This window comes from Pelagibacterium limicola (assembly GCF_015694405.1).
GTDB lineage: Bacteria > Pseudomonadota > Alphaproteobacteria > Rhizobiales > Devosiaceae > Pelagibacterium > Pelagibacterium limicola.
On record NZ_JADQDB010000006.1, the window covers coordinates 1 to 10,707 of the forward strand.

9 protein-coding genes are annotated in these 10,707 nt (G+C 59.6%); 1 reads left to right on the forward strand and 8 read right to left on the reverse strand.

From position 1 onward, the window contains the following. Nucleotides 1-106: 106 nt before the first annotated feature. From I2G20_RS12730 to I2G20_RS12755, 6 genes are all read right to left on the reverse strand, one after another. Complete coding sequence (locus tag I2G20_RS12730) at nucleotides 107-415, reverse strand: carbonic anhydrase (RefSeq protein WP_196260114.1); 309 nt, start codon at nucleotides 413-415, stop codon at nucleotides 107-109. Nucleotides 416-932: 517 nt separating this feature from the next. Further along, nucleotides 933-1,937: a TRAP transporter substrate-binding protein gene (locus I2G20_RS12735; RefSeq protein ID WP_196260115.1), complete on the reverse strand. Its 1,005-nt coding sequence runs from the start codon at nucleotides 1,935-1,937 to the stop codon at nucleotides 933-935. 47 nt (nucleotides 1,938-1,984) lie between these two features. Further along, complete coding sequence (locus I2G20_RS12740) at nucleotides 1,985-3,259, reverse strand: TRAP transporter large permease (RefSeq protein WP_196260116.1); 1,275 nt, start codon at nucleotides 3,257-3,259, stop codon at nucleotides 1,985-1,987. Beyond that, on the reverse strand, nucleotides 3,259-3,801 hold the full coding sequence (locus I2G20_RS12745; RefSeq protein ID WP_196260117.1) for a TRAP transporter small permease: 543 nt from the start codon (nucleotides 3,799-3,801) through the stop codon (nucleotides 3,259-3,261). The genes I2G20_RS12740 and I2G20_RS12745 overlap by 1 nt, the downstream gene beginning before the upstream one ends. 42 nt (nucleotides 3,802-3,843) lie before the next feature. Next, a complete protein-coding gene (locus tag I2G20_RS12750; protein WP_196260118.1) occupies nucleotides 3,844-4,797 on the reverse strand; it encodes a phosphoglycerate dehydrogenase in 954 nt (317 codons plus the stop codon). A 39-nt stretch (nucleotides 4,798-4,836) separates the two neighbouring features. Then, nucleotides 4,837-5,775 carry a dihydrodipicolinate synthase family protein gene (locus I2G20_RS12755; RefSeq protein ID WP_207747631.1) on the reverse strand — a complete coding sequence of 313 codons (939 nt, stop codon included), beginning with the start codon at nucleotides 5,773-5,775 and terminating at the stop codon, nucleotides 4,837-4,839. 343 nt (nucleotides 5,776-6,118) lie between these two features. On the opposite strand from I2G20_RS12755, the gene I2G20_RS12760 reads away from it, so the two are divergent. Then, the gene (locus I2G20_RS12760) at nucleotides 6,119-7,123 is read left to right on the forward strand and encodes a substrate-binding domain-containing protein (RefSeq protein WP_196260119.1); all 1,005 of its coding nucleotides are present in this window, start codon (nucleotides 6,119-6,121) and stop codon (nucleotides 7,121-7,123) included. Nucleotides 7,124-7,284: 161 nt separating this feature from the next. Here the strand turns inward: I2G20_RS12760 and I2G20_RS12765 are convergent, their stop codons facing one another. After that, entirely contained in the window at nucleotides 7,285-9,096 is a 1,812-nt protein-coding gene (locus I2G20_RS12765; RefSeq protein ID WP_207747632.1) for a CocE/NonD family hydrolase, read from the reverse strand. A gap of 14 nt (nucleotides 9,097-9,110) precedes the next feature. Further along, nucleotides 9,111-10,676: an ABC transporter substrate-binding protein gene (locus I2G20_RS12770; protein ID WP_196260121.1), complete on the reverse strand. Its 1,566-nt coding sequence runs from the start codon at nucleotides 10,674-10,676 to the stop codon at nucleotides 9,111-9,113. Nucleotides 10,677-10,707 lie beyond the last annotated feature (31 nt).

Here is a 10,707-nt window from a genome sequence, read left to right on the forward strand (position 1 = left end):
CGTCCGGAGATCGAGTGACAAAGCTTTCGACATGTCCGCCGGCCTCCTCACCCGGCAAACATGATGAATCAGAAACGCGTTGATTTGGGAACCCGCACCGATTCATTCAGCTCGGGTGACGCTCTAGACCATCCACATTGAGGAAATTGCCGGCCAGTCGCAGCACGAAAATATTTCCCGGCCCCTGATCGAATGCCAATTCCGGAGAGATTCGGGAATCAGCGCAGCTAAGGACAGCCGCGAATGGCTGCTGAGATTGGGTCCGGGCAGACCGGGTCGCGGAGAAGTCTTCGTTGACTCTTTGGTTGCTCGCGTACCTCGCATTGCCTGCCATCAGCATCGCTAGAGCATCTTGAGGCGTCAGCGTCGAAGGAGGCGGGGGGTTGGGAGGAGGATGCGACAGGGACGAATTCATGGTCGTGTTTGCCACCGTGATTGAACCAATCGAAATGAACGACCACCCGGGCAGTGTCCCCGCTTCTCCCTCGTGGGTCGCCCTAGGCCAACGTCAGATGAGGGGACAATGTTCCGGTTCTGATAGGACTGAAGCGCGTGGCAATGCTTTCGCGCCCTGTCGTCCGCACCGCTAAGCGAACGTCAGCGAAAGCTTCAGCGGGAATTCCGATTGGAGGTGGGTCCAGCTTTCGCGAGACCTCGGCCCGGTACCAACGGTTGTTGGCCCGGCACACCGGGTGGCGGTGTAGCACCTCCACGATACGACAATGGCTACCATCCCGCAGGCAGAGATCGTCAGCCGCAAGGCCCCTTGTACCGTTCAATACCGGCGCGGATGCGAGCAGCCGCGCCGGTTGATGTCCGATTAGACGATCAGGGCGTCCAGGGCATTCATTCCGATCGGATCGGAACCCATGCTCCAAGTCTTTCGATCTTTTTCTATTCGCCTCTCGAATCTTTCGGATTCTGAAGTCGCTCTAGTTTCCGAGAGCGGTCATCAAGATATCGACGATATCGTCTCCAGCCCGTTCGCGAACCATATCCACGACGTCGCTTGTCTTTTCCTGGAACTGCGCAAGCTCCTCGGATTCCAGGTCGATAATCGTCATGTGTCCGGCAAGCTGCGCGCGTTGGCTATCCTGTAACTCAGCCTGCACTTCCCACTGGAACTTTGTTGCGATTTCGAAACCCTCGTCCACCGCCTGCCTCACGTCCTCGGGCAAGCTATCGTACCACTCCAGATTGACCGCGTTTATATTGGCCAAGAGGATATGGTTGGTGTTGACGAGGTGCGTTTGGACTTCATAGAAGCGCTGGCTCAGAATATGACCGTAAGGGTTCTCCTGAGCGTCGACCACGCCCTGCTGCAATGCGCCGTAGAGCTCCGTGAACGCGATAGGTGTCGGCGCGGCGCCAAGGTTCCGCCAGATCGCTATATGAATCGGGTTCTCCTGAACGCGAACCCGAAGACCCGCCGCGGCGATGTCGTCAGGCGAGTGCACCGCGACGCCCTTGGTGGTCAGGTTGCGGAAGCCGCCATCCATGACACCCATGAACTTGAGCCCCTTTGCTTCCATCGCCGCGCCGATGGCCTGGGCTAGCGCGCCCTCGTTCAACAGCGCATAGCGCGCCTCGTTGTCAGCCGGGATCACATAAGGGATATCAAAGACGGCAAGCTCTGGGACGAACTGCACTGCGGCCGAGCTCGACATCGGACCGAACTGAATGTCACCGAAGATCGTTCCCTCCATGATCTCGCGGTCGCCGCCAAGGGCGCCGCCGCCCTGGTCGAGTACTTCCACCCTGCCGTCGCTTCGTTCCTCGATCTCAGACTTAAGGCGCATGAACGCCTGGTACATCGGGTGGCCGGTGTCCGACAGCGTATGCGCCATGATCATCGTGTGATCCTGGGCCGCCGCCGGTGCAGCGAATGCGGCGACCGACAGTATGGTTCCGCTCAATAGAATAGTGACAGTACGCATGATCTCACTCCCTTGGTTTTTTGAACAATGGACGATTGGGGTTCGCACTAGAACATCATCGGCAACCACAAAGAGATCGTGGGCACGTAGGTGACGATGGCGAGCCCCAGAATCAGCAAGGAAAGCGGGATCGGCAGCCCCTTGCAGATTTCGACGAGACCCAGCCGGGTGAGTTGGGTCGCGATGAAGATGTTGGCGCCGACGGGCGGCGTCACGAAGCCAATGGCCAGATTGATGGTCATGATGATGCCGAAGTGGATCGGATCCACTCCGAACAGCAGCATCACAGGCAGCAGGATCGGGGTCAGGACGATGATCGCAGCGAGCGTCTCCATCACCATGCCGACCAGCAGCAGAAGGGCGTTGACCAGAAGCAGGAGCATCAACGGTTCGCTGACGACGCTTGAGACGAAATTGCCCAACATTGCAGGTACGCCCAGCAGATTGAGAACTCGGCCAAGCGCCGCGCCGGTGCCCGCAATGATCAGGATCGGGGCGATGGTGAGCGCACTTCGCCCGACCACCCGGATCAATTGCACCAAGCTCAGTTCGCGGAAGATGAACAACGAAACCAAGGCACTGTAGGCAACGGCGATCGCGGCCGCTTCAGTGGGTGTGAAGACGCCGCCATAAATGCCCCCAAGAACGACCACCGGTGCCAGTAGCGCCCAGAAGCTGCTGCGGACAGCTTTTAGGAACGGGATGTCGCCGGCTGTCGTGCGGATTCGGTCCTTGTTGCGCGTTCCGTACCAGAAGGCGTAGGCCATCAGCAGGCCGCCGATCACCAGGGCGGGCCCGATGCCGGCCAGGAACAGCTTGCTGACCGACACATTTGCGGCCATGCCGTAAATGATCATCGGTATCGAAGGGGGCACGATCACACCCAGCGTACCCGCTGTGATGACCAGCACTGTCGCGAAGCGCTTTTCGTACCCATTGTCCGTCAGAAGCGGAATGGCCATGGAACCGATGGCGGCGACCGTGGCGGGGGACGACCCAGAAATGGCGCCGAAGAGAATACAGGCCGCAACGGTCGAGATAGCCAAACCGCCGTTCAGGTGCCCAAGGATCGCGTCGGCGAAATTGAACAGGCGGCGGGCGAGGCCGCCAGCCGTCATGATGTCACCGGCAACCATAAAGAGGGGGACCGCAAGCAGCGGAAACGAGTCGAGCGCGGTAACGATCGTACGGACGACCTGGCTGGGATTAATCGGTGCCCCAAGCCATCCCGGAACGAACGAAGCAAGGCCAATGGCGACGGCGATAGGAATGGTGAGGAACAGCAAGAGGATGAATGAGCCCAATGCCAGCGCGGGGTACATCAGCGGCCCTCCCGGTTGTCCGGCTCGACCACCCCGGAAAGCGTCGCAATGGTCTCCTGTGCGGCAGGAGGGACGCCATTGCGAAGCTGGAGATAGATTTGCTGGAGGGCGCGAATGATGGAGGCTACAGCGCCTACCGGCAGTGCGAGATAAACGCACCACATGGGAATTTCGAGGGATGGTGAAAGCTGGTTCATCTGCTGCACGCGCAGCACGAATGGCACGCTGTAGTATGTGATGACTGCGCTAAAGCAGATTATCCCGACCATCGAGATCATCCGGAAAAGGCCGATCGAACGCGGGCCGAACAGCACCGGCGCGAAATCGACAACAATATGGCGCGACTCCTTCACCGCGAGGCTGGTGCCAATCATCGTGCACCAGATCAGCAGATACCGCGCCAATTCCTCGGCCCAGACCAGAGGATTGTTCACCACATAGCGCATGAAGACCTGCGCCACGAGGATCACCGAGATGGCCACGAGGATTGCCGTCAAAAGGTAGGCCTCGGCTTTGCGATCTATAAATCTGAGAACTGACATGTCAGTCACCATCGGTGGGCCGGCCGAGCGGAAGCCGGTGTTTCAAAGAAGGTTGCGGGGCACACGCCCCTCTAGCGCATCGACCACCGCGCGCGCGGTGATCAATCCTATGCTGCTGTAGGTTTCGTAGGTCTCTGCGGCGGTATGCGGCGTCGTCACGAGACCCGGCACATTGAGCAGCGGATTGCCCGGATCAACTGGTTCGGTCTCGTAGACGTCGATCGCTGCCCCACGCAGCCTGCCGCTGTCCAGAGCAGTCTTGAGGGCCGTTTCATCGACCAGCGCACCGCGCGCTGTGTTGATGAAGTAGGCGCCGGCCTTCATGCACTCAAAGGCCTCGGCATTCATGAAATGTCTGGTCTCGGGCAGGCTGGGCAGCATGGCGCAGACGATGTCCGAGCGGCTCAGGACCTCCTTGGCGTCCACCATCTCGACGTTGAGGGTTCTGGCGGCCTCGAAATCGGGAAACTTGTCGTGGGCAATGACCGTGACGTCGAAGCCGCTCAGTTTCCTTGCGATCATACGCGCAATATTTCCAAAGCCGAGTATGCCGACGGTGCGGCCCGAGAGTTCCTCGCCGACGAATCGGTCCCACGCCCCCTGCCGAGTCGTAGCGTGAAGCTGCGGGATATTGCGCATCGCAGCGAGAACCAGCCCGATCGTCAACTCGGCCACGGCATTGGCGTTGCCACCGGCGGCGTTGGTCACCTTGATACCTCGCGCGCGCGCCGCCTCGATATCGATATTGTCGACACCTACGCCAAAACGGGCGATCACCTTGAGCCGCGGCGCCAAGGCGAACACCGCCTCGTTCCAGTTGTCCACGCCGGCCACGACCGCGTCTGCCCTCTCCACGCGCTGGGCAAGCTCCTCGAAGGTCATCGGTCGACCGAAGGTGTTCTCGATGACGCTGCAATTGTTGGACTCGAGCAGCGCCTTACCCTCGCCGCAGAGGCGGGAATAGTTCGTGGCGGTCACGAGCACGGTGCGGGACATTGACTTATACTCCTCGGGCGATTCCTGGGCTCGAAACTATTAGAGACCGATCAGCGTCTTGCAGCGCGCGCTCAGGCTCTGCATCTGCGCGATCGTGGTTGGGAAATGCAGGTCGTCGAAGCTGCCGATTGGCCGGCTGCGACATATGCGGCTTTCAAATGTGCCGATCTGCCTGTGATAGTCTTTGGCGCTCACCGGATAGTCGAGATATTCGGACAGGGCGCTGACTGTCAGGATCTCGGCCAGCATCTCGGCCTTCTCGGGCTGCGCCTGCCAGTTTTCGACCAGCCAGACATACAGCGCGGGGTGGAAGTTCGCCATTACACCCGAATAGCCATGGCCTCCGGCTTTCAGACTCCCCAGAAGCGTCTGGGCATTCGCGTTCAGCAGATGCAAGGGGGTGCCAGCGACGAGCTGTAACCGCCGCTTGATCGTTTCTTCGTTGCAGCAGGTGTCCTTGATGAAGGTGTAACGTCCAGACTTGGCACACCACGAGATCGTCGCATCAGTCAGCAGCCGCTTATAGGGATAGGGGCATTCATAGACGCCCAACGCCACTTCGGGAATCGCCTCGGTGAGGCGCTGCAAGTTTTCAAGCGCCGTTTCATCGGGCTGGTCGGCCGTCGCAAGGCGATTGGAGATCAGGATCGCGCTCTCGACGCCGGTATCGGCGATAGCATGGAGTTGCTCGACCTGCTGGGAGCAGGAGTCGGCGGTATGTCCAGAAGCCACCACCGGCACGCGCCCATCTGCATACGCGACGATGAAACGGGTTAACTCGATCGATTCCTTGTCCGAGAGGAAGAACATCTCGCTCGACTGGCAATTGGCAAAGAGGCCGTGAACACCGCTCGCGATATACCAGTCGATCAGTCGCTCGAGAGAACGCCAGTCGATCTCGAGGTTGTCCCTGAAAGGGGTCAACATGACCGGCCAAACGCCAGAATGGCGGTCGAGTGTGGAAATGGAAGCGCTCAAGATATCGTCATCCTCTTTTCGTCATAGATCGGCAAAGAGGTCGCGCTCCGCGAGCATCCTTCAGGACGCACGGCTAGAACTCACGCGCGCGAAATCGCGCTCGGAAAATGAGCCCTGATGTCGTGAATTCTCCTCACCCGCTGAACTTGCTCACACAAGTTAGCAAAGGACATTTAGCATGGGATTGGAAGAGCTGCAAGTGGGTAGCGCTATAGTGCGGTTTGCAGAGAAAGCAAGGTTCGCTGACACGCCGCGCGGGTTGCCAGTGGCTTATCCGACAAATACAAATCGAGCCGGGGTAGCGTTGGGGCGGCTGGCGGCCCGGGACTGAAAGCGAGAGTCGATGCCAAAGACGATTAAGGAAATCGCGCACGACACCGGGTACTCGCGGACGACCGTGACACTGGTCATCAACGGGAAAGCGGACAACTACCGGATCAGTCCAAAGGCAAAAGCGGCCATCGAAGCCTATATCGCCAAGCACGGCTATCGCTATAATCAGGCAGCCCGAAGCCTGAAGCTCGCACGAAGCCACACCATCGGCCTGATTGTTCCCGACATTGGCAATGCATTCTTTGCCCGGGTCGCGGCAGCGTTGGAGCGCCGATGCCGGCAGGAGGGGTTCGTGCTGGTTACCACCTCGACGGGGGAAGATCCGGCCATCGAACGCCTGGCACTCGAGAATTTTGCGGCCCGAGGGGTGGACGGGGTCGTTCTAACGCCCAGCGAGCCGAGACGCCGACTTCCCGCCGGCTCCCGAAAGGGCGAACTGCCCACTGTCCAGTTCGATCGCTACTACGAAGGCGACGGTGGATTTGTGGTGACCAGCCACCACTTTGCCAGCGCTGAGTTGTTGACCGAGCGTGTTCTCGAGGCTGGCGCGACCGACATCGCCTTCCTAACCGGTAGTCCTTCGAATCCCACCACCCTCCAGCGTATCAAGGGGTTTGAGAGCATTACGGCGGACCATCGTCGCGCCAGGACCATGTTTCATGTCTGCTCGTCCGATATGGATACCGAAGAGGGCGGGCATGGGCTGATGATGGACTTTCTTGATAATCACCACCGCCTCCCCCAGGGCCTCCTTTTCGGCTCGCTGCTGATCTTCCATGGGGCCATGCGCGCGATCCGCACGCGCCTGGGCTCCATACCGACAACCTTGATCGTCGGAACCTTTGCGGAGTCCAACATCATCGAGTATCTGCCCAATCCTGTATTTGTGGTTCGCCAGAACGAGAGTGAACTGGCCGAACAGGCTTTCCGTACCCTTGCGCAACTGATGCGCAAGGAGACACCGGAAGAGCACGTCCACTTCGTCGCTACCGATCTGGTCCAATACCGCCTCTAGTATTTCGAAGACGATAGACACGTCGACCCTCACCAGCCTGACAGCTCTTGGTGGGCTGCGGCCGCTCGCTCCCACTCGCCCCGGCCGTTCCGCATGGATTGCTGGATTGCTGGATTGTCTAGAACTAGGCAACCACAAGTCGACCGTATCTGGATGGAGGGTTAGCACGCATAGCAGCGCAAAGCTGATAATGCGCGAGGACCTGTCAGGATCGTGTTTCTGGCTACTTTGCGGTGGGGATTGAGATCGTAGCCCGGCGTTGTATTGGGGCATATGTCGAAACGTGGAAAATTCGAAGATGCAATTTCCAGCCGGATGCGATGTCCGTTCATGAACCGGTTGGCGGTCGGATAGAGAGGAATCTCGAGGAGCACGGGCTGGTTCGGCACCAATGGGACAGCCTTGTCGAACCCTTCGCGGTAACAGGCCCGCAGCACGCCATCGCATAAGTTCATGGCAAATCCGTCCGGATAAACATCAACCAGCTTGGCGGTGAAGTCGGCATTCTCAGCGTCCGATTGGGCAAATAGAACTAGCCGCATATCGCCAATGAGCACGACGTCCTCGGTCAACGGCTCGGTCTCGAACACCAAGACGTCGTCGCGCTCTGCAGTTGCAGGGGCCGTTTCGTCCCCGCCAAAAAACCGCGCATCAGCGCGTTGGTCATAGGCCCCACCTTCCATCAGCGGGGCGCCCGAGGTGATCGGCCCGCCAATGGTCGGTACGGGATTGGCAGGGTCGGCAATAAAGTCGTGACGGCTGTCGCTCGTAGGCGGGGTAAAGGACAACCTGCCGCCAGTGTCGAGATAGAGTGAAATCGGCTCGGCTTGCTCTGGAGGCCATTGCGTTGCGCTGATCCACTGACCACCGTGGTCCCGGCGACCATTCGCCAGGTTCCTGCCTGTACCGCCACCCATGACGAACACGCGAACCGGCGCGCCTTGCGGTGGCATGCCATTGAACACATCGCGAAAATAGCCGATGCGCCACGAGACGAAATCCTGTCCCATCCCGGCATCAAAAGTCGCCTCCGGTCCGAAATCCACCTCTCCGGCATGGGTTTTCGAGCGTGCGCCATGTGTCCACGGGCCGAGGATGAGCGACGTCGGGTGCCCCAACGCCTTAAGTCCGGAATAATTCTCCACCGCTGTCACAGCGTAAGGATCATACCATCCTGAAATGTGCACCGAGGGAACGACCGGCATGCGGTCATAAAAACCTGCTGCATAAAGGGAGGGGATCTTCCAATAGTCGTCAAACAGCGTCTTTTCCCACTGCTCGAACAGATAATTTTCATAGCCCGGCACGGCGGCGAGGGGGGAATTGCCCCGCGACCAAGGCATCTTGCCGAACCAGTCCCTAATGTCGATTGCCTCTATCTTGGCGCGTTTCTCCGGATCGGCTGCGACCTCGCGACTACGCAGGGCGTGGCGAAAGGCCCAAGTGGCCTGCTTGAGTTCGAGCGCGCCGCCATAGCGGATGCCGCCCTGATAGGCATTAGAAAAGCCCCCGCAATCGAGCAGCATGGCCTTTAGCCCCGGCGGATTGAGCGCGGCGGCTGACATCTGAGTGTGAGCCGAGTAGCTCAGCCCCATAGTACCGATGCGCCCGTCGCACCAGCCCTGACGAACAAGCCAGGCTATGGTATCGAAACCGTCCTCGGCCTCGCCACGATATTTGGTGAATCGCCCTTCGGACCGGTAGCGCCCACGGCAATCCTGAAAGACAACGGCAAATCCTGCGCCAACGAAAAATCCCGCAAGTTCCTCGCGCCCGAACACCTCCGGGTGATCCAAGGTGAACTCGTTGGCGCGCGGTTCGGTCTTGTCGTACGGTGTGCGTTCCATGAGAACGGGCCATGGTCCGTCCCCTTGCGGAAGGAAAACATCGGTGGCCAACCTTATGCCATCTCGCATGGGCACCATCACGTCGCGTATGACAGTGGCCACAATAGAGGGTGCGGGTTTGGCCATCGATATCATATCGCCTAGTCCGCGCTTGAGAGATTGGTCATCAGCGAGCGCCCATCCGGGCTGGGGCTGAAGATCAGGCCATCTCGCACCGCCCAGTTGTTACCTTCCCAATAAAGCGGTGTGATGGCGTAGTCGTCCATCGCGATCCGGGTCGCTTCCTGAAGCAGGCGTTCGCGTTCGGCATCGTCAAACTCGGCAAAGGCCGCCGCCAGCGTTTCATCGAACTCGGGGTTGGAATAGCGGAAGCGGTTGTTGGCACCCCATCCACGTTCCTCGTCATAGGTGGCGAGGACATTGCGCAGTCCCAGGCCGGACTCGCCGGTCGTAATGCCGAACGAGAACAAAAATGCCGAGAACTCGCGCGCGGTGGCGCGGCCCGAATAGACGTTGAACGGCAGGGTTTCGACAGCGACGTTGAGCCCGACCTGTGCCCACATCTGGCCAACCGTCTGGGTGACGATGCCATCGTTGATATAGCGATCGTTCGGCCCGTGTACCGTCAGCCCGAAGCCATCGGCATAGCCCGCCTCGGCCAGCAATTCGCGGGCGCGCTCGGGGTTGTATTCGGTGGGCAGAAGATCCGGATCATGGCCGAAAATTCCCGCGGGTGCAAACTGTCCAGCCGGCTCGCCGGAATCGAACTGGATGCGCGAAACGATGGCTTGGCGGTCAATCGCATGTGCAAGCGCTTCACGTACCCGCACGTCAAGGAACGGGTTAGCATCCGTGCCCGTCACCATCGGTGTGGTCTCTCCACCCTGATCGAAGCCCATATAGACCATGCGCGCCGACGCAACCGCGATCACCTCGATGCCATCGAGGGCACGAAGGCGGTCGAGATCGTTGGGCGGCACCGCATCGATCATGTCGACCTCGCCGGCCTGCAGCGAGGCCACGCGCGAAGCGTCCGAGGAGATGAAGCGAATATCGATCTGCTCGAAATCCACGGCCTCGCCCCAATAGTCGTCATTGCGTGCGATCACCACCCGGTCGCCGGGCGTATAGGAGACGAATTGATAAGGCCCGGTGCCGATTGCTGCATCGCCAAAGCCGAACTGATCGGAGGCCATGCCTTCCCCAATCTCGTCGGACACGATGTAGATCGTTCCCAGATCGTTGAGCAGCGTCGGAGCCGGGCGCGAGGTAACGATTTCGATGGTGTAGTCGTCGACGGCGGTAACGCTCTCGATAACCGCAACACGGGGGGCGAAGGGAGCCGGGCTGTTCTCAATGCTCGGCACGCGCTCGAGCGAAAAGATCACGTCCTGCGCGTTGAATGCAGATCCATCATGGAAGGTAACGCCTTCACGCAGATTGAAGGTCCATGTGACCTGATCGTCAGCCACGCTCCATTCGGTGGCGAGCGAGGGGACAAAACCGCCATCGTCGCCGAAGGTCACCAGCGTCTCGAACATGTTGAGTGCGATCTGCTGGTTTTGTCCGGTGGTTGCGAACTGCGGGTCGATCGAGCTTGGCTCGGCCTGTAGCGCCACGGTGAGGCTTTGCGCCAGCGCCGGTGACCCGGCCATCAGCGCGGCGAGAGCCGTTCCGAGGGCCAATGTCCTGATGGTTGATTTCATGGTTTCGTTCTCCCTTTGATTTTTGTGGTCT